We start from the raw sequence: 18,021 nt of genomic DNA on the forward strand, positions 1-18,021 counted from the left end.
GTCCATAACGTGGTTATGGCCACCGGTATAACAGGGTTATGGGATACTGGCAAGCATGAGCGAGCGGACTCGGGGCGAACACGCGCGGACGCAACTGGTCGAGGCGGCGATCCGGCTGCTGGCCGACGGCGGCGCGGAAGCACTGCAGGCCCGCAAGCTGGCGGCCGAGATCGGCGCGTCCACGATGGCCGTCTACACGCACTTCGGCGGGATGGCCGCGCTCATGGATGCCGTTGCGCGAGAAGGGTTTCGACGGCTGATCGCGAACATGGCGACAGTCGAGCGCACCGACGACCCGGTCGCCGATCTGTACCAGCTGGCGCTCGCCTACCGCCGCACCGCGGTCGAGCATCCGGAGCTGTTCACGCTCATGTTCCGCGAGGCGGGCGCGCACGGACAGCCGGTCGGCGACCTGCTGAAGGACAAGCAGGACAGCGAGGCGGCATCGTCGTTCCGAGGCATGGTCGCCGCCGTGGGACGCACCATCGACTCCGGACGGCTGCACGGCGACCCGCTCGCCGTCGCCTCACAGGTGTGGAGCGCGGTGCACGGCTATGTCACCCTCGAATTGCTGGGCCACTTCGGCCGGGGCGACCGCGGGGTGACCGAAGTGCTCGCGCCACTCTGCGTGACGCTGGTCGTGGGGCTCGGCGACCGCCCTGCCGCCGCCCGGGCGTCCGTGGGGCTGCTCACAACAACCGAGTGAAGATCTTCAGAAGGCAACGTTTCGTCCCTTCCTCACGTCTTACGCTATATGGGTGAGGGGGATCGGGTGACCGAGGAGACTGAGGGCCGAAGGCGGGTGAGCCGCCGGTCCATGCTGATCGCGGGCGCCTCGGGCCTCGGCATCGCCGGGCTCGCGGTGGGGAGCGCGACCGGCGTGGTGCCGTTCAACCAGGCCATGCAGCGGGCACTGGGCGTCACGTCGTCGACGCCGGTCACACAGCTCGGCAGCATGCGGGTGGAGCGCGTCTACTCGCACGCCCGCGGCCGGGAAGTGGACCTTGTTTTCCTGCTGCCGAGCAAGAAGCCGCCGGCCGGCCTGCCGATGTCGCTGATGCTGCACGGCCTGCACGGTTCCGCCCGCTCCGCCGCCCCGAGCGGGTTGCTCAAGCAGCTGGGCAGCGACGTCGCCCGCAAAGCCGTGCCGTCGTACGGCTTCGTCGCGGTCGACGGCGGCGACAACTACTGGCACCAGGTCCGCCCCGGCGACGACCCGATGGCGATGCTCCTGGAAGAAGTCCCGCAGTGGCTGCGCGCTCGCGGCTTCGGCGGCACGGACGGCCTGCCGTTCGCGGTCGCCGGAGTGTCGATGGGCGGTTTCGGGGCACTGCTGTACGCCCGCCGCCGAGCCGAACGCCGCCAGCCGCCCGCCGCGGTCGCCGCGATCGCCCCGGCGCTCATCACGTCCTGGCCGGAAATGGCGAAACGCCGCATTTTCACCGGGATGACCGATTGGACTTCACTGGATCCGCTGCGTCACCAGTCAGCTTTGCAGGGCATTCCGACGGCGATTTACTGCGGTACGGAAGACCCGTTCATCACCGGGGCGCGGCGGTATATCGCGGAAACGCATCCGACGATCGGGTACACGGCGCACGGGAAGCACAGCGACACGTTCTTCCGGACCACGGTGCCCAGCATGGTGGGGTTCCTGGGGAAGCATTTGCGGCAGAAGGCGTGAGCCTGCTCAACGGAGAATCCCGAGCTCGTCCACCAGATGGCTCGGCGTGCCCAGGAACAGTTCCCGCGACACCGGCCCGTACGCGACGTTCAGCGTGTCCAGCCGGTAATGCCATTCCCCGCAGCAGACACCGGTGAGGCGGTAATTCACCTGCCACCGCAGCCATTCCCCTCGGGCCAGGCGGTGGGCCGGAGGGCGGCGAAAGCGGCGTGGATTCCCGTGCGGGGTCGGTTTCACCTCGACCCGCAGCAGGCCGTCCGCCTCGCGGAAGCGGACCGTCGAATCCCAGGGCGACGGCGCTTCGTCCTCGGCACCGGATCGCGGCTCGAAGTCCGTCTCTTCACTCATCCGCACCACGTGCGTGAAGGGCGCGGTCAACGCCGGGAGCGGAAAGGCGATCGGGACGGCATTGCGGCGAGCCGCCTCCGCACCGCCGCGGGACTTCTTCGTCCACGAGGTGCGCACCCACTGCACGACTGCGTCCATCGCGCCATCCTCTACCGCGGAGGACGCCGCCGCGACGAAATTACGAGACCCAGCGGGCCACGACGGACATCACCCAGAACCCGACCATCGCCGCCAGCGCCATCAGCAGCGACCACCGCAGCTGCTGCGCCCGGGTCTCCGACCCGCGCAAGCGGCGCAGGAACAGCCACGAAACCACGAACAGCGGGATCGGAAGCAGCGGCAGCGCCGACAGCCGGGTGCCGACCGCGACCAGGCAGACCAGCGTGAACAGCGCGAGCATGATCTCGGACGCGCGGACCAGCCACGGGAAGCGCGTCAGCACGGACGCGGCGACCCGTTCGCTCAGCTCCACGATGCCGACCGGAGCGGCGGAAGGCTCGGTTTCGGCGGGGACCGCTTCGCCGGGGTCGGCAGTCTCGTCCCCCCGGGGTGCGGTCAGCGGCACGGTTGTCATCCTGTCCATTATCGCGCCTGCCGCCGACACCCGGACAGCCGACTCCTGCTAACGCCCGGCAGCCGCCGGGTCAGGCCGACTTCTCGCCGCGCTCGCTGCGGGTGCGGCGCGACGGCTGGCGAGCCACGATCGTGGGGTTGACGTTCTCCCGCACGGTCTGCTCGGTGATCACGACCTTCGCCACGTCCTCGCGGCTCGGGATGTCGTACATGACCGGCTGGAGGACTTCCTCCATGATCGCGCGCAGGCCGCGGGCGCCGGTGCCGCGGAGCACGGCCTGGTCGGCGATGGCCTCGAGCGCGGTCTTGGTGAACTCCAGCTCGACGTTGTCCATCTCGAAGAGCTTCTTGTACTGCTTCACCAGCGCGTTGCGCGGCTGCGTCAGGATCGAGACGAGCGATTCCTTGTCCAGGTGGTTCACCGTCGCCACGACCGGGAGCCTGCCGATGAACTCCGGGATCAGCCCGAACTTGATCAGGTCCTCCGGCATCGTCTCGGAGAACACGTCGCTGCCCTCGATCTCGGCCTTGGTGCGGATCTCCGCGCCGAACCCGAGGCCGCGCTTGCCGACCCGCTCGTTGATGATCTTTTCCAGCCCGGCGAACGCGCCCGCGACGATGAACAGCACGTTCGTGGTGTCGATCTGGATGAATTCCTGGTGCGGGTGCTTGCGCCCGCCCTGGGGCGGCACCGACGCGGTGGTGCCCTCGAGGATCTTCAGCAGCGCCTGCTGCACGCCCTCGCCGGACACGTCGCGGGTGATCGACGGGTTCTCGCTCTTGCGGGCGATCTTGTCGACCTCGTCGATGTAGATGATGCCGGTCTCGGCGCGCTTGACGTCGTAGTCGGCCGCCTGGATCAGCTTCAGCAGGATGTTCTCGACGTCCTCGCCGACATAGCCCGCCTCGGTGAGCGCGGTGGCGTCGGCGATCGCGAACGGGACGTTCAGCAGCTTCGCCAGCGTCTGCGCGAGGTAGGTCTTGCCGCAGCCGGTGGGGCCGAGCATCAGGATGTTGGACTTGGCCAGCTCGACCGGCTCGTCCTTGGAGTCCTTCGGCCCGGACTTGTCGTCGGCCTGGATCCGCTTGTAGTGGTTGTACACCGCGACCGCGAGCGTCTTCTTCGCGTCGTCCTGGCCGATGATGTACTGCTCGAGGAACTCGTGGATGTCGGCGGGCTTCGGCAGCTCGTCGAGCTTCACGTCGCCGGCTTCGGCCAGCTCCTCTTCGATGATCTCGTTGCAGAGGTCGATGCACTCATCGCAGATGTAGACCCCTGGCCCGGCAATGAGCTTCTTCACCTGCTTCTGGCTCTTGCCGCAGAAAGAACACTTCAGCAGGTCGCCGCCGTCACCGATCCGTGCCATGGCCGTTGACCTCGTCCCCTCCGGTGCGCGGGGCGCACCTGCACAACTGTCTGGCGGCCCCGGGACTGCCAGGCGTTCCCGGAACCAACACGCATTGCCATCGACGGTACCCGTCCGAAGGCGCGGTCGGGAACACCCGACCCCCTTCGGGCACGTCGACGACCGACACTAGACCAGCGGACCGGTGCGCGTCGCGGATTCGCCGCGCACCGGCCCGTCGCGGTCAGTTCGCCGAGGCCTTCCGGTACGGGAGCACCTCGTCGATCAGGCCGTAGGCCTTGGCCTCTTCGGCGGTGAGGATCTTGTCCCGCTCGATGTCGGCCTTGATCTCGTCCGGTTCCTTGTTCGTGTGCTTCGCCAGGATGACCTCCATCTGGCGGCGCACGCGCTGGATCTCGTTGGCCTGGATCTCCAGGTCCGAGACCTGCCCGTAGGTGCCCTCGGTGGCGGGCTGGTGGATCAGCACGCGCGCGTTCGGCAGCGCCATGCGCTTGCCCGGCGTGCCCGCCGCCAGCAGCACCGCGGCGGCCGAGGCGGCCTGGCCGAGGCACACGGTCGAGATGTCCGGGCGGATGTACTGCATGGTGTCGTAAATCGCCATCAGCGACGTGAACGACCCGCCCGGGCTGTTGATGTAGATGCTGATGTCGCGGTCCGGGTCCTCGTGCTCGAGGTGCAGCAGCTGGGCCATCACGTCGTTGGCCGACGCGTCGTCCACCTGCACGCCGAGGAAGATCGTCCGCTCCTCGTACAGCTTGTTGTACGGGTTGGACTCCTTCACGCCGTAGCTGGTGCGCTCGACGTAGGACGGGAGGATGTACCGCGACTGCGGAGTCTGCGGGGCCCGGAAGTCACCCGGGAGCCGGAAGTTGCTCATGACGCTCTCCTGTGTGCTTGCGGGCTCAGTTGCTCGAGTTCAGGCCGCTGTCGCGGGTCAGCACGTGGTCGACGAAGCCGTAGTCCTTCGCCTCCTGCGCGGTGAACCAGCGGTCGCGGTCGCCGTCCTTGATGATCTGCTCGGTGGTCTGCCCGGTCTGCTCGGCGGTGATCTTCGCGAGCTCCTGCTTCCACTTGTTGAACAGGTCCGCCTGGATCGCGATGTCGGAGGCGGTGCCGCCGACGCCCGCGGACGGCTGGTGCATCAGGATGCGCGCGTGCGGGAGCGCGTAGCGCTTGCCGGGGGTGCCCGAGGAGAGCAGGAACTGCCCCATCGAGGCCGCCATGCCCATCGCGTAGGTCGCCACGTCCGGGCGGATCAGCTGCATGGTGTCGTAGATCGCGAACCCGGCGGTCACCGAGCCGCCCGGCGAGTTGATGTAGAACCGGATGTCCGATTCGGCATCGTCCGCGTCGAGCAGCAGGAGCTGCGCGGTGAGCCGGTTGGCGACCTCGTCGTTGACCTCGGAGCCGAGAACGACGATGCGCTCCTGGAGCAACCGCTCGAACACCGAGTCGGTGAGGTTGAGCCCCGCGGTGCCGGTCCGCCCCTCGGGCATGTGCTGCTTCACGTCTGCCTGCCTTTTCACCGGCGGCGGGCCGGCCGGAGGGCCGCGCCGCCGCTGTCGTGTTCAGATGCTTGAGATCTTGCAACCGACCCTAACGAACTTGGGCGGTGCAGAATGCCTGACACCGCCCAAGTTCGCTCACAGCTTTACTCCGCGGGGGTCGCCGCCGCTTCTTCGGTGACCTGCGTCTCTTCGGCCGGGGCTTCTTCGTCCGCGCCGAACAGCTCGCTGAGGTCGACCTCGGACCCGGACGCGTCCTTCACCGTGGTGCCGCGCACGACCGAGGCCAGCGCCTTGCCGCGGCGGACGTCGGCGTAGATCGCGGTCAGCTGGCCGGACTGCTGGGCCCGCTGCACGTACTCGTCCGGGCTGACGCCGAAGCGCTGCGCCTGGTAGATGATCCGCTCGGTGAGCTCGCCGTCGTTGACCGACGTCTTCTCCTTGTCGGCGATGGTGTCCAGCAGCAGCTGCGTGCGGACGGCCTTCTCCGACTCCTCCTTGACCTCGGCGTTGAACTCGTCGAGGGTGCGGCCCTCGGCCTCGAGCGCCTTGGCGAACTGCGCCTCGTCGTGGTCGAACGGGTGAATCGCGTCGTGCTTGCGGTTCTCGATCTCGGCCTCGACGACCTTCTCCGGCAGCGGCACCTCGGTGCGCTCGAGAAGGATCTCGAGGACCTTGTCGCGCGCCTGGACGCCCTGCTGCATCGTCTTGACGCGGCCGAGGCGGGTGCGCAGGTCCTCGCGCAGCTCGTCGATCGTGTCGAACTCGCTCGCCAGCTGGGCGAACTCGTCGTCGGCCTCGGGCAGCTCGCGCTCCTTGACCGACTGCACGGTGACGGTGACCTCGGCGTCCTGGCCGGCGAACTCGCCCGCGACCAGCTTGGTGGTGAACACCTTGGTCTCGCCCGCGTTGGCTCCGACGATGGCCTCGTCGATGCCGTCCACGAGCTGGCCGGAGCCGATCTCGTAGGACAGGCCGGTGGTGGAGGCCTCTTCGACGGCCTTGCCGTCGACGGTGGCCGACAGGTCGATCGACACGAAGTCGCCGGTCTGGGCCGGGCGCTCGACGCCGGTCAGGGTGCCGAAGCGGGCGCGCAGCTCGTCGAGCTGCTCGGCGACCTCTTCGTCGGTCGTCTCGACGTCGTCGACGCTGATCTCGATGCCGGCGAGGTCGGGCAGCTCGATCTCCGGCCGCACGTCGACCTCGGCGCTGAACTCCAGCACCTCGCGGTCCTCGAGCTTGGTCACCTCGAACTCGGGCTGGCCGAGCGTCCGGACCTCGCCCGCGCGGACGGCCTCGATGTACTTGGCCGGGATGGCCTCGTTGACGACCTCGTCGAGCACCGGCGCGCGGCCGATCCGGCTTTCCAGGACGCGAGCGGGGACCTTGCCGGGACGGAAACCGGGGACCCGCACCTGCTGGGCGATCTTCCGGTACGCGGCGTCGAAGTTCGGCTTGAGCTCGTCGAACGGCACCTCGACATTGATCTTCACTCGCGTCGGGCTGAGCTGCTCGACGGTGCTCTTCAAGGTCTTCTCCTCGAGCGGTAAACGATGGGGGCGGACAGTCCCTCGGGACCGCCCCGGTCACCTGCTGACCGGGATATCCGAGTCTAGGCCAGAGGGTTGACAAGACTGGCTGCGGGTCACCTGCCGAGGCAAGCCGATCAGCGGCAGGCCGTGCGCGCCCGTAGCGTCGGGGACGTGGTTTCCGGGCAGCAGAGCGAAGGTCCGGCCGCCGCCGCGGCACGGCTAACCGGGTTCGAGACGGTCTCACACGGCCCTTCAGGCACCCTGAGTGAGATCGTGCTGACCGATGGCAACCAGCGCTACGAGACGGTAGTGAAACGCGGCCACACTCCAGGCGCGACCCGGGCCGAAGCCGCCGGACTGCGCTGGCTCGCCGAGGCGGACGCGGTGCGGATCCCCCGGGTGCACGGCGCGGACGACACCTGGCTGGTCCTGGACCGGGTGGCCGAGGCCACGCCGTCGCACGCGGAGGAGTTCGGCCGGGACCTCGCCCGCTTGCACGCGGCGGGAGCCCCGGCGTTCGGCGCCCCTCCTCCGGGCGGCTTGCCGGACGCCTGGATCGGCACCGCGCCCATGCGCAACACCCCGAGCGACTCATGGCCGGAGTGGTACGCCGAGCACCGAATCCTCCCCTACGTACGGATGGCCTCGGATCTTCTCGACCCGGCAGTCTTCGAACGAGCCTGCGCCCGTATCCCGTCGATAGCTGGCCCACCGGAACCACCCGCCCGGCTGCACGGCGATCTGTGGAACGGCAACGTCCTGTGGGACTCCGACGGAGCAGTACTGATCGACCCGGCCGCGCACGGCGGGCACCGGGAGACCGATCTCGCGATGCTGCACCTGTTCGGCTGCCCGCAGCTGGAGCGGATCGTCGCCGCCTACGACGAGGTCGCGCCGCTGGCGGACGGGTACCGGGAGCGGATCGCGCTGCATCAGCTCTTTCCGCTTCTGGTGCACACGGTCCTGTTCGGCCGGTCGTACGCCGGGCAGGCGACCGCAGCCGCGCGCTCGCTGGGCTGAGTCAGCCCGCTACGGGCCCGGCGCCGTCGGGCGGGGCTCCGGCCTCGGTGACGGAAGTCGCGGTCGCGGTGTCGCCGTTCACCGTCGCGACGATCGTCACGTCCTCGGCGGTCTTGACGCCGGTGGCTGTCGCGGAGTCGATGACGTAGACCTTCGTGAAGCCGTCGGCGCTTTTCGCGGTCAGCGAGGTGGCGCTCAACGCGGTGACCTCGCCGGTCTGCGTGAACTTCGGGCCGGCGCTGGTCGCGAATTCGCCGTGCAGCACGGAACCGAGCCCGCCGCCGGGACCGCCCTGTCCGGCCGGGCCGCCCGCCGAAGCCGCGGGTCCGGCGGCCGTGGACGAGGACGAGGACGAGGACGAGGACGAGGACGAGGACGACGTGGCCGCCCAGATCGCGCCGCCGCCGCCGCCCGCGATGAGCACCGCGGCGGTCCCGCCGGCGATCCACTTGGCCCGCTTCTTGCGTGCCTGGCCGGGTTCGGGTGCGGCGCCCCAGGCCGGTCCGGGGGCGGCGGGCGGGTTCGGAGCGGGATGCGGCGCGGTCATGGCGTTCTCCTTGGTTCGAAGCTTGCTGACCCCACCGTGCGGACGGCGGCTGTGCCGGTCCTGTGCCCCGGACAAGTCCTTCCTGTGTTCGCGAATCGGCGGAACCGGGCGCAACCGCACAGCACGCTCACAGGAAGCACACATCGCACCCACACCGTCCGAACGCACGCTCGGGGCATGAGTTCGCGCACGAGATCCGCCGCCGCCCGCTTCGGGCGCCGGTCCCTGCGCGCGAAACTCACGCTGTCCGTCGTCGTCCTGTTGTCCCTTGTCTGCTTGGTGATCGGCGTGATCAGCGAGTTCGCCCTCCGCGCGTTCCTGCTCTCGCAGACCGACAACCAGCTCTCCGCCACCGCCTCCCGCGCCCTCGATTTCGCCACCCACCCCGGCCCTCCCGGCGGCGGCGAACGCAACCCGCTGGACGCCCCAGGCCAAGGCGCGGGCACCGTCACCGCCCGCTTCTCCTCCGACGGCACGGACGGCAGCGGCGGCTGGCTCTCCCCGCACGGCCAGCGCGTCACCCTCACCTCCGACGAACTGGCGGCGCTGCAACAGCTCCCCACCAACGGCCGCCCGTACACCCGAACCATCGGCGACCTCGGCGACTACCGCCTCACCGCGTTCCCGGTCCCCGACGGCGTCGTCATCACCGGCGTTCCGCTGGCACCGATGCAGCAGACGTTGCTGACCGTCGGCCTGATCCTTTTCGGAGTTGCCGCCGCCGGAGTGACCGGCGCAGCCTTCCTAGGCGCCTTCGCCGTCCGCCGAACCCTCCGCCCGCTGGAACGCGTCGCGGAAACCGCCTCCCGAGTCTCCGAACTCCCCCTGGACCGAGGCGACGTCGACCTGTCTGTCCGCGTCCCCGCCCAAGACACCGACCCGCGCACCGAAGTCGGCCAGGTCGGCGCGGCGCTGAACCACATGCTCGGCCACATCTCCTCCGCCCTCGAAGCCCGGCACGCGAGCGAACTGCGCGTCCGCCGGTTCGTCGCCGACGCCAGCCACGAACTGCGCACGCCGCTCGCCGCCATCCGCGGTTACGCCGAACTCGCCGGACGGTCCGGCAGCCACGCCCCACCGGACGTCGCGCACTCGATGACCCGGATCGAGTCCGAAGCAGACCGCATGACGGCGCTCGTCGAAGACCTCCTCCTGCTCGCCCGGCTGGACGCGGGCCGCCCGTTGGACGTCGCCGAAGTCGACCTGACTCGCTTGGTCGCGGACGCGGTCGGCGACGCGCACGTGGCCGGTCCGCACCACGTCTGGCAGCTCGCGATGCCGGACGAACCAATCCTCGTCCTGGGCGATGTCCAACGGCTGCACCAAGTTTTGGCGAACTTGCTCGCGAACGCGCGCGTCCACACGCCGCCCGGCACCACGGTCGTCACCGCCCTCTCCCGGTCCGCGGACGGAAGCGCCGTGGTCACCGTGACCGACAACGGCCCGGGGATCCCGCCCGAACTGCAGCCGGCGGTGTTCGAACGCTTCGCTCGCGGGGACTCGTCACGGTCGCGGGCAGCCGGTTCGACTGGGCTCGGCTTGGCGATCGCGTCCGCAGTGCTGACCGCGCACCACGGCGCCATCGCGATGCGCAGCCGCCCCGGCCAGACGGAATTCGCCGTGCGGCTGCCGATCGCGGTACCGGCTCAACGGGCACCGCGAGCGGATGACCGCAAGTCCCACAGCGGGCACACAGGGTAGGCACATCCCGGGCCCAGGTGCCCCCACGAGGCTGACCGCATGACCGCAGTCGCGACCCATCCAGCCGTTCCCGCCGCGCCGGCGCAGCGCGCCGAACCGAGGTGGGTGCGCCCGGCCCTCGTGCTGCTGCTCGCCGCCACGGCCGCGCTGTACCTGTGGGAGCTCAGCGCTTCCGGCTGGGCCAACGCGTTCTACTCCGCCGCCGCGCAAGCCGGATCGCAGAGCTGGAAGGCGTTGTTCTTCGGCTCCACCGACGCCGCCAACGGCATCACCGTGGACAAGACGCCAGCCGCGCTCTGGGCGATGAGCCTGTCCGCGCGGCTGTTCGGCGTGAACGCGTGGAGCATCCTGGTGCCGCAAGCGTTGATGGGTGTCGGCTCCACGTGGCTGCTCTACACGACTGTCCGGCGCACTTCCGGCGCGGCTGCGGGATTGCTCGCTGGCGCGGTGCTCACGCTCACCCCCGCGGCAGCGCTGATCTTCCGCTTCAACAACCCGGACGCGCTGCTGGTGCTGTTGCTGATCGCCGCTGCTTACTGCACAGTGCGAGCGATCGAGAAGGCCAGCCCCCGCTGGCTCGTTTTCGCTGGGGTGGCAATCGGATTCGGCTTCCTCGCCAAGATGCTGCAAGCGTTCCTTGTGCTGCCCGCTTTCGCCCTCGCGTACCTCGTCGCCGCCCCGGCCACCCTCGGCAAGCGTCTGCTGCATTTGCTCGCCGGACTGGGCGCGGTCGTGGTTTCGGCAGGCTGGTATCTCGCCGTCGTGGCGTTGTGGCCTGCTGCGGACCGGCCGTACATCGGCGGGTCGCAGAACAACAGCCTGCTCGAACTCACCCTGGGCTACAACGGTTTCGGCCGCATCACCGGCGACGAGACCGGCAGCGTCGGCGGAAGTCCGGGCGGAGGTTGGGGCAGCACCGGGCTGTTCCGGTTGTTCGGCAGTGAAATGGCTGGCGGTATCGCATGGCTGCTGCCCGCGGCGGCGCTCGGGCTCGGCGCTGGCCTCTGGTTCACCCGCTACGCGCCACGCACCGACCGCAGTCGCGCTTCGCTGCTGCTCTGGGGCGGCTGGCTCGTCGTGACCGCCGCGGTGTTCAGCTTCATGGGCGGGATCATCCACCCGTACTACACCGTCGCACTCGCCCCGGCGATCGCCGCGCTCGTCGGGACCGCTGCCGTCCAGTTGTGGCGGATCCGCGGCAATCCGGCCGCTGTCGGGCTTTTGAGCGGCGGTGTCGCGCTGACGACGGTGACGAGTTACCTGCTGCTGGACAGTTCCTGGCAACCGTGGCTCGCGCCGACCGTGCTCATTCTCGGGCTTTTGGCGGCTATCGCACTGTTTTTCGTTCAGCATTTCGGCCGGATCGCCGCTGTGCTGGGACTGGTCGTGCTGCTCACCGGAACCGGCGCGTACAGCCTCGCCACCGCGGCGACTCCGCACAGCGGCGCGATTCCGTCCGCCGGACCGAACACGCGACAAATGTTCGGGGGCGGCGGATTGCTCGGCACCACAATGCCCGGAGCGAACCTGACGGCTTTGCTGCGGAATTCCGGCGACCACCGGTGGGCCGCGGCGACCGTCGGGTCCAACAACGCCGCCGGTTACCAGCTCGCCAGCGGCAAACCGGTGCTCGCCGTGGGCGGATTCAACGGCACCGACCCGTATCCGACGCTCGCGCAGTTCGAGCAGTACGTCCGGGAAGGACAGATCCGCTACTTCCTCGGCGACGGCATGACCATGCGCGGCTCCAGCAGCGGCAGCGACGCCGCCGCCCGGATCGTCCAGTGGGTGGCCGAGAACTGCCAAATGACCACAGTGGACGGTGTCACCGTCTATGACCTGACTGCCTGATTCCATGCCGTGCGGCCAAGATCACCCGAGCGGGCGTACGTCGCACAGCGCAGGCACAGGAACACCACAACGTGGCCAAAGCCCGGCGGACGACGGTGAACGCATGAACGCCACCGCCCCCTCCCGCAGCGGCGCCCCGCGGCCCGGGACGACTCCGGTCGGCCTCGGCGGCCCGCATCCCGTGCTCGACGTCGTCATCCCGGTCTACAACGAGGAAGCCGACCTCGAACCGTGCATCCGCAGACTGCGGGCGCACCTCGCCGAACGCGCCGGCTACCCGTACCGGATCACCGTCGCGGACAACGCGAGCACCGACAAGACCCTTGCCGTGGCCGAAGAACTGGCTCGCGAGTTCCCCGAGGTCGAGGTGCGCCACCTGGACCAGAAGGGCCGCGGCCGCGCGCTGCAGGCCGTCTGGTCCGCCTCGGACGCCGCCGTGCTGGCCTACATGGACGTGGACCTGTCCACCGACCTCGCCGCGCTGGACCCGCTCGTCGCGCCGCTGCTGTCCGGCCACTCGGACGTCGCGATCGGCAGCCGCCTCGCCCGCGGCGCCCGGGTGGTCCGCGGGCCGAAACGCGAGTTCATCTCCCGCTGCTACAACCTGATCCTCCGCGGCACGCTCGCCGCGAGATTCTCCGACGCGCAATGCGGGTTCAAGGCGATCCGCGCCGACGTCGCCCGCGCGCTGCTCCCCCACGTGCGCGACACCGGCTGGTTCTTCGACACCGAACTGCTCGTGCTCGCCCAGCGCGCCGGGCTGCGGATCCACGAGGTGCCGGTGGACTGGGTCGACGACCCGGACTCGTCGGTCGACCTGGTCGCGACCGCCACCGCCGACCTCAAAGGCATCGTCCGGGTCACCCGCGCGACCCTCACCGGCGAGATCCCCGTGCACCGGCTGCGCGAACAGCTCGGCCGCGAACCGATCGGCGTGGAGGCCCCCGGAGTGTCCCCGAGCCTGGTCAAACAACTCGTCCGGTTCGCCGCGGTCGGCGTCGCCAGCACCGTCGCGTACCTGCTGCTCTTCCTGCTGCTGCGGACCATGGTCGGCGCGCAAGCGGCCAACTTCGCCGCGCTGCTCGTCACCGCGATCGCGAACACCGCCGTGAACCGGCGGGTGACGTTCGGCGTCCGAGGGCGGGCGGGAGCCGGACGGCATCAGTTCGAGGGACTGATCGTGTTCGGCCTCGGACTGGCGCTGACCAGCGGTTCGCTCGCTTTGCTCAACCACGCCACCCATCCCGGGCTCGTCCTGGAGACGACCGTGCTCGTGCTGGCGAACCTCGCCGCCACGGTGCTGCGGTTCCTGCTGCTGCGGGGATGGGTCTTCAATCCGCGCCGTACCGCTACCGAGGAGTCGTCTTGAGCACTGTCCTGTCCGCCCGGCCCGCCGCCCCGGACGCGCCGGATCGCGCGAAACCTCGCTGGATCCGTCCGGCGGTGTCCGGTCTCCTGGTGCTCACCGCTGTCCTGTACTTCTGGGACCTCACCGCTTCCGGGTTCGGGAACTCGTTCTACGCCGCGGCCGTGCAATCGGGCACACAGAGCCTGAAGGCGTGGCTGTTCGGCTCGCTGGACGCCGGAAACGTGATCACTGTCGACAAACCGCCTGCCGCACTGTGGGTGGGGACGGCTTTCGCGCGGGTCTTCGGGTTCTCCAGCTTCACCGTGCTCGCTCCGCAGGCGCTGATGGGCGTCGGCTCGGTCGGGCTGCTGTACCTGACTGTTCGCCGGGTTTCCGGGCCGCTGCCGGGGTTGCTGGCCGGTGCGATGCTCGCGCTGACGCCAGTGGCCGCGCTGATGTTCCGCTTCAACAACCCGGACGCGCTGCTCACGCTGCTGCTGATCGCCGGTGCGTACTGCACGGTGCGGGCGGTTGAGAAGGCGAGCCCTCGATGGCTTGTTTTCGCTGGCGTGGCAATCGGTTTCGGGTTCCTGACGAAAATGATGCAGGCGTTCCTCGTGGTGCCCGCGTTCGCGCTGGCTTATCTGATCGCCGCGCCGACCGGGCTCGGGAAACGCTTGCTGCACTTGGTTTACGCCGGGGTCGCGGTGATCGTGTCGGCGGGCTGGTTCGTCGCGTTGGTGGAGCTCTGGCCTTCGGCTTCGCGGCCGTACATCGGCGGGTCGACCGGGAACAGCCTGCTGGAGCTGGCTCTCGGCTACAACGGGCTCGGGCGGATCTTCGGCGGACAAGGCAACGGCGGCGGGATGGGCGGCGGTTTTGGCGGCGGCGGGAACACCGCGTTCGGCGGCAGCTCCGGTCTCGGGCGGATGTTCGGCGCGAGCTTCGGCACCGAGGTCTCCTGGCTGCTTCCCGCCGCGTTGATCGGCCTGGTGGCCGGGCTGTGGTTCACCCGGCGGGCCGCGCGCACGGACCGGACCCGCGCGTCGCTGCTGGTCTGGGGCGGCTGGCTGCTCGTGACCGGGCTGGTGTTCAGCTTCATGAGCGGCACCGTGCACCCGTACTACGCGGTGCAGCTCGCGCCCGCGGTCGCCGCGCTGGTCGCGATTTCCGGGCACGCGCTGTGGCGCGGCCGGGCGCACACCGCGCCGCGAATGGTGCTGGGCGGGATGATCGCGGCGACCGCGGTGTGGGACTTCATCCTGCTCGACCGGACGCCGGACTGGTTCCCCCTGCTGCGCTGGGCGATCGTGGTGCTGGGGTTGCTCGTGAGCACCATTGTGGTGGTCGGGGTGCCGCGGGCGCGGACCGTCCTGACCGGCCTGGCGGCGGCGATCGTCCTGACGCTCGGAGTCGGCACCACTGGGTACGCGGTGGAGACGGTTTCCCTGCCGCACAGCGGTTCTATCCCGACTTCGGGTCCGCGCAGCAGCGGCATGGGCGGTTTCGGGGGCATGATGGACGAGACCAATGGCTCCGTCGCTCAGCTTTTGGGCGGCACGACGACGAAGTGGGCCGCCGCGACGACCGGATCGCAGTCCGCGGCGAGCCTGGAGCTGGCGAGCGGCAAGTCGGTGATCGCCATCGGCGGATGGGACGGCAGCGATCCGGCCCCGACACTGGAGGAGTTCAAGCAGTACGTCGCCGCGGGCGAAGTGGCGTACTACGTGGACGGCGGCCGGGGCGGCGGCCCCGGCGGCGGGTCGAGCGACATCTCCGAATGGGTGGCCGCGAACTTCGCCGCGACCGCGGTCGGCGGCGAAACTGTCTACCAGCTCACCCGGTGATCCTCAGCCTCCTCCCAGGAACGAGGCGCATTCTGGAAAGCACGGAGAGTCATCCGCCGCGAACGTCCGGAGGTCACGATGGCCGCATACCCACGCTGGCACACCGCGAGCGAGCAGGGACCGCGCGAGCGCAACGCCGACGCGGTGAGCGCCTACGCGGCCGCCGGGGCGCGCGGAATCACCTTCGCACTCGCCGACGGCGTCGGGGACGACCCCGGCGCCGGGCGAGCCGCACAGGTCGCCGCCGCGGCCGCCGCGCGCACGCCCGTCGAATCCGGCCCGGTCAAGGCGATTCTGGCCGCCCAGCAAGCAGTCCACCGGCTGGGCGGCACCGGAGACGCGGTGCTCGTGGTGGCGATGCCCTTCGCCGGCGGATACCGGATCGCCTGGGTCGGCGACGCGCGAGCGTACTCGTGGGACGGGTCGATGATCCACAAACTGACGCGGGACCACACGATGGCGGAGTACTTCCGCTCGCGGCACCAGCCGTACTCGCCGCGGATGGAGCACCTGGTCACCACGAGCGTCCGCACGACGAGGCCCGAGGAGATCGGCACGACGGAAACCCCGAGCGGCGGCCTCCTGCTCACCAGCGACGGCGTGCACAAGGTCCTGACGCCCGCCACCATCGACGAAATCCTCGCCGACCCGGCCCGCGGCGCCTCAGCACTGGTCGCCACCGCCATCGCCCTGGGCGGCCGCGACAACGCGACGGCGCTGTTCGTGGAAGCTCCGGACGTGGCCGCGCTGGTCACGGAGAGGTTTCCGGCTGCCGCCTGAGTGAGGTCAGGCGCGCTCGCGTTTGAGGTTCCGGTACTCGCGATAGACGAGCACGATGATCACCACGTCGAGTGCGGCGAAGAACGGCAGCGCGATGGAGTGCGTTTCGAAGGCGCGGTAGATCTCGTACACGACGAACGCCGCGAGCACGACCATCGCGACCGGATACGCGCGAACCCACTTGCGCGCGAGCGCCCACACGAGGCCGAGCTTGAGCAGCCCGTGCGCCAGCAGGTACCCGACAGCGAACGTCTTGGTGCCCCCTCCGGCGAAATGCTCGGCGGCGGTTTCCAGATGCCGCGCGAGCGTGCCGGAGGGGTCGCCAAGCAGGTCGCGGGTGATGACCGCGTTGACGAACCCGGTGACCACCGTCGCGGGGATGAACGCCAGGATCAGCGCTCCGATCAGCTGAAGGGCTCCGTCGAGGCCCTTCAGCGTGATCGCGATCTTGAACAGCCGCTCGGTGGAACGGGTGGAGGTCTCCTCGCTCATCGGTACAGGAAACCGGAAAAGCCCCGGGGTTGCTGGGCTGGCAGCCGGGTTTCGGACGGGTGATCCGGTTTGCGTGGGCTGTGACGTGGCCGCGTGCCGGTTCGCGCACGCTGTGGCTCCGATCCCCGTCCAGTGCTCCGGTTCCCGCGCCTCGCGGCCCGGTCGCGTTCCTTTCACTCGCGAAGCATTGCCGCACCGCCCTTGCTCTGGCATTCCGTACAGCGCGCGTACCGTTTCGTGTGATTGTGCGGATCCTGCCCGAACACCGGATAACACGCGGCCCCGCACAATCCGAGATACACCGGCCCGCAACGCAGCGGACGGCGCCCGACTTGATGCGCGAGCCGCGCCGCGTTGTCCGGCGCGCCCGCCTGCGGCAGCCAGCCGTGCGCGGGCAGGCTCGCCAGGACGATCTCGTTCAGGTGATCGGCCCGCCGGATCAACGCCCGCCCGAGGTCGAGCAGGCGCTCGCCGAGATCCCGCACCGCGTCCGGGCGCGGGTATCGCTCGTCGAGCGCACGGGTCAGGAAGGTGAGATCCAGTGCCAGGGTGGCTTGCAGGTCGCGAATCCAGGTCACCAGCTCGGGGCCGGTGAGCCCAACTGCCGAGGTGCGCTGCTCGGGCAATCTGCTCCAGTGCCCGGTCATGCGCTGTCCCCAGCAGGTGCCGGGATTCGCCCCTCCGCACGGTTCACGCCGGGCACCGTTCTTCGTTCGAGCGGGCCTGTCCGTCCTGACGGAGCCATTCGTCCGCGCAGTCAGAACACGTCGGATCGAACCAATGGCCGCCGAGCTGCGGCACGTCCCTGCGGGCGACCGTGACTTCGGCTCCGCACAGCGCGGTGAACGTTTCCCCGGGTCGCGGCGCGAACGGCCCGTCCAGTGCGTGCCGTTTCCCTTCCGCCTGCTGCCATCTGAACACCGGACTCCTCCCCTTGTGGTGCTTGGAGTCCCATTTCGGATGTCGCCGCCGCGTAACGCAAGCCCCCGTTCCGGGTGATCATCGGAACCGGGATTTCGCCGCAGCCACAAGGACTTTCCGCGCGTGCCGGGGACCGTGCGCGGGTTACCGCCGGGTTAGCTGTCACCAGATGGTGACACCCCCGGAAGGCGGACGCCGCCGCGAGCGTTACGGCGCCCGTGCTGCCTCAGCGATGCGAGGCGCGGCAGCAGCCACGGGTGCCGCGAGGGGGAAGGCGGCGAGCGTCCGCGCGGGCATCACCTCGCTTTCCGGAGTGCGGTCGCCGCAATGACTGCTGTCGCCAAGCGCATACGCAACCCCCGCGCGAGGGTTGTCACCCGGCAGTGGCGCGAATCGCCTGCGCACAGGCTTGAGCACGCCACGACGGTGGGGTCGATCAGGACTGCCGGAAGCCACGGCTGCGCCGTGCAGGACGGGCGGCAAAGCGAGGGCCGCGGTGCAGCCG

18 protein-coding genes are annotated in these 18,021 nt (G+C 69.7%); 8 read left to right on the forward strand and 10 right to left on the reverse strand.

Going from position 1 to position 18,021, the window contains the following annotated elements:
- Window positions 1-55: 55 nt before the first annotated feature.
- Together L3Q65_RS22390 and L3Q65_RS22395 are read left to right on the forward strand one after the other, a co-directional pair.
- Window positions 56-706, forward strand: a complete 651-nt coding sequence (locus L3Q65_RS22390) for a TetR/AcrR family transcriptional regulator (protein WP_237600726.1) — start codon at window positions 56-58, stop codon at window positions 704-706.
- Between the two features lie 48 nt (window positions 707-754).
- Window positions 755-1,684: an alpha/beta hydrolase family protein gene (locus L3Q65_RS22395; protein WP_182894121.1), complete on the forward strand. Its 930-nt coding sequence runs from the start codon at window positions 755-757 to the stop codon at window positions 1,682-1,684.
- A gap of 6 nt (window positions 1,685-1,690) precedes the next feature.
- Here L3Q65_RS22395 and L3Q65_RS22400 read toward each other — a convergent pair whose 3' ends face one another.
- The 6 genes from L3Q65_RS22400 to tig all read right to left on the reverse strand — a co-directional run bounded on the left by L3Q65_RS22400 (window position 1,691) and on the right by tig (window position 7,006).
- Window positions 1,691-2,170 (reverse strand): hypothetical protein, encoded by a 480-nt coding sequence (locus L3Q65_RS22400; protein ID WP_182894120.1) that lies wholly within the window; start codon window positions 2,168-2,170, stop codon window positions 1,691-1,693.
- A 40-nt stretch (window positions 2,171-2,210) separates the two neighbouring features.
- Entirely contained in the window at window positions 2,211-2,606 is a 396-nt protein-coding gene (locus tag L3Q65_RS22405) for a hypothetical protein (protein WP_237600727.1), read from the reverse strand.
- Window positions 2,607-2,676: 70 nt separating this feature from the next.
- The gene (gene clpX / locus L3Q65_RS22410) at window positions 2,677-3,972 is read right to left on the reverse strand and encodes an ATP-dependent Clp protease ATP-binding subunit ClpX (protein WP_009081145.1); all 1,296 of its coding nucleotides are present in this window, start codon (window positions 3,970-3,972) and stop codon (window positions 2,677-2,679) included.
- Between the two features lie 223 nt (window positions 3,973-4,195).
- Window positions 4,196-4,849 (reverse strand): ATP-dependent Clp protease proteolytic subunit, encoded by a 654-nt coding sequence (locus L3Q65_RS22415; RefSeq protein ID WP_009081146.1) that lies wholly within the window; start codon window positions 4,847-4,849, stop codon window positions 4,196-4,198.
- 25 nt (window positions 4,850-4,874) lie between these two features.
- Window positions 4,875-5,480 carry a ClpP family protease gene (locus L3Q65_RS22420; protein WP_304504577.1) on the reverse strand — a complete coding sequence of 202 codons (606 nt, stop codon included), beginning with the start codon at window positions 5,478-5,480 and terminating at the stop codon, window positions 4,875-4,877.
- A 143-nt stretch (window positions 5,481-5,623) separates the two neighbouring features.
- Window positions 5,624-7,006 carry a trigger factor gene (gene tig, locus L3Q65_RS22425; RefSeq protein ID WP_182894118.1) on the reverse strand — a complete coding sequence of 461 codons (1,383 nt, stop codon included), beginning with the start codon at window positions 7,004-7,006 and terminating at the stop codon, window positions 5,624-5,626.
- 273 nt (window positions 7,007-7,279) lie between these two features.
- On the opposite strand from tig, the gene L3Q65_RS22430 reads away from it, so the two are divergent.
- Window positions 7,280-8,029, forward strand: coding sequence for a fructosamine kinase family protein (locus L3Q65_RS22430; protein WP_370648220.1), 750 nt, complete (start codon window positions 7,280-7,282; stop codon window positions 8,027-8,029).
- Between the two features lies 1 nt (window position 8,030).
- Here the strand turns inward: L3Q65_RS22430 and L3Q65_RS22435 are convergent, their stop codons facing one another.
- Complete coding sequence (locus L3Q65_RS22435; RefSeq protein WP_237600729.1) at window positions 8,031-8,576, reverse strand: hypothetical protein; 546 nt, start codon at window positions 8,574-8,576, stop codon at window positions 8,031-8,033.
- Window positions 8,577-8,753: 177 nt separating this feature from the next.
- Between L3Q65_RS22435 and L3Q65_RS22440 the strand changes: the two genes are divergently transcribed.
- The 5 genes from L3Q65_RS22440 (at window position 8,754) to L3Q65_RS22460 (ending at window position 16,103) form a co-directional block, all read left to right on the forward strand.
- The gene (locus L3Q65_RS22440; RefSeq protein WP_182894115.1) at window positions 8,754-10,277 is read left to right on the forward strand and encodes a cell wall metabolism sensor histidine kinase WalK; all 1,524 of its coding nucleotides are present in this window, start codon (window positions 8,754-8,756) and stop codon (window positions 10,275-10,277) included.
- A 39-nt stretch (window positions 10,278-10,316) separates the two neighbouring features.
- The gene (locus tag L3Q65_RS22445; RefSeq protein WP_237600730.1) at window positions 10,317-12,128 is read left to right on the forward strand and encodes a glycosyltransferase family 39 protein; all 1,812 of its coding nucleotides are present in this window, start codon (window positions 10,317-10,319) and stop codon (window positions 12,126-12,128) included.
- Window positions 12,129-12,231: 103 nt separating this feature from the next.
- Window positions 12,232-13,497: a bifunctional glycosyltransferase family 2/GtrA family protein gene (locus tag L3Q65_RS22450; RefSeq protein WP_237600731.1), complete on the forward strand. Its 1,266-nt coding sequence runs from the start codon at window positions 12,232-12,234 to the stop codon at window positions 13,495-13,497.
- The gene (locus tag L3Q65_RS22455; protein ID WP_237600732.1) at window positions 13,494-15,323 is read left to right on the forward strand and encodes a glycosyltransferase family 39 protein; all 1,830 of its coding nucleotides are present in this window, start codon (window positions 13,494-13,496) and stop codon (window positions 15,321-15,323) included. The genes L3Q65_RS22450 and L3Q65_RS22455 overlap by 4 nt, the downstream gene beginning before the upstream one ends.
- A gap of 78 nt (window positions 15,324-15,401) precedes the next feature.
- On the forward strand, window positions 15,402-16,103 hold the full coding sequence (locus L3Q65_RS22460) for a PP2C family serine/threonine-protein phosphatase (RefSeq protein WP_182894111.1): 702 nt from the start codon (window positions 15,402-15,404) through the stop codon (window positions 16,101-16,103).
- A gap of 6 nt (window positions 16,104-16,109) precedes the next feature.
- Here the strand turns inward: L3Q65_RS22460 and L3Q65_RS22465 are convergent, their stop codons facing one another.
- The 3 genes from L3Q65_RS22465 to L3Q65_RS22475 all read right to left on the reverse strand — a co-directional run bounded on the left by L3Q65_RS22465 (window position 16,110) and on the right by L3Q65_RS22475 (window position 17,516).
- Entirely contained in the window at window positions 16,110-16,595 is a 486-nt protein-coding gene (locus L3Q65_RS22465; protein ID WP_182894110.1) for a DUF2127 domain-containing protein, read from the reverse strand.
- Window positions 16,596-16,768: 173 nt separating this feature from the next.
- Window positions 16,769-17,242 (reverse strand): hypothetical protein, encoded by a 474-nt coding sequence (locus tag L3Q65_RS22470; RefSeq protein WP_237600733.1) that lies wholly within the window; start codon window positions 17,240-17,242, stop codon window positions 16,769-16,771.
- Window positions 17,243-17,285: 43 nt separating this feature from the next.
- Complete coding sequence (locus L3Q65_RS22475) at window positions 17,286-17,516, reverse strand: zinc finger protein (RefSeq protein WP_182894109.1); 231 nt, start codon at window positions 17,514-17,516, stop codon at window positions 17,286-17,288.
- Window positions 17,517-18,021: the final 505 nt, after the last annotated feature.

It is taken from the genome of Amycolatopsis sp. FU40 (assembly GCF_021903635.1).
In the GTDB taxonomy this organism is placed as follows: Bacteria; Actinomycetota; Actinomycetes; order Mycobacteriales; family Pseudonocardiaceae; genus Amycolatopsis; species Amycolatopsis dendrobii.